The sequence below is a fragment of the Enterocloster sp. 210928-DFI.2.20 genome, assembly GCF_020554465.1.
Lineage (GTDB): Bacteria > Bacillota > Clostridia > Lachnospirales > Lachnospiraceae > Enterocloster > Enterocloster bolteae.
This window is the reverse complement of sequence record NZ_JAJCHK010000114.1, coordinates 1-394: the sequence shown is the minus strand read 5'-3', so window position 1 is coordinate 394 and position 394 is coordinate 1. Positions and strand designations below refer to the sequence as shown.

General features: G+C 43.4%; 1 protein-coding gene. It reads right to left on the bottom strand.

From position 1 onward, the window contains the following. Positions 1-114: 114 nt before the first annotated feature. Positions 115-394: transposase (locus LI015_RS28090; protein ID WP_227126791.1), on the bottom strand; the 280-nt coding region annotated here is incomplete at its 5' end.

The following is a 394-nucleotide window of genomic DNA, read 5'->3' as shown; positions in this document are numbered from 1 at the left end:
GATTTGTTAAAATCCCGCCCCAATTCTATGAAAAGGGCCCTTTTTATGTTTAGTTCCAGGTTTTACTGATTTTGGGCATGCCAAATAAGCCTCCGCATTACCGACCTTTTTATCCTATGATGTACAGTGAAGTATCCGGGTTCGGAACCGTTTGAAATTCCGGATTCCGTAGCTGCTCCGTTTTAATACCTTTATCTTGTTGTTAAATCCTTCTGTGGGACCATTTGTCAATCCGTATTTAAAGGCATTCAGGATTTCTTTTCGCCAGGCCCTGTAGGTCTTAGCACAGTCCTCAAATTCCTTGATCCCACAGCTCTGTGCATTCGCAATCCAGTCATCAAATTCCCTCTGCTGCTGACGATACGCTTCCATCTGGCAGATATCATAAAACCAC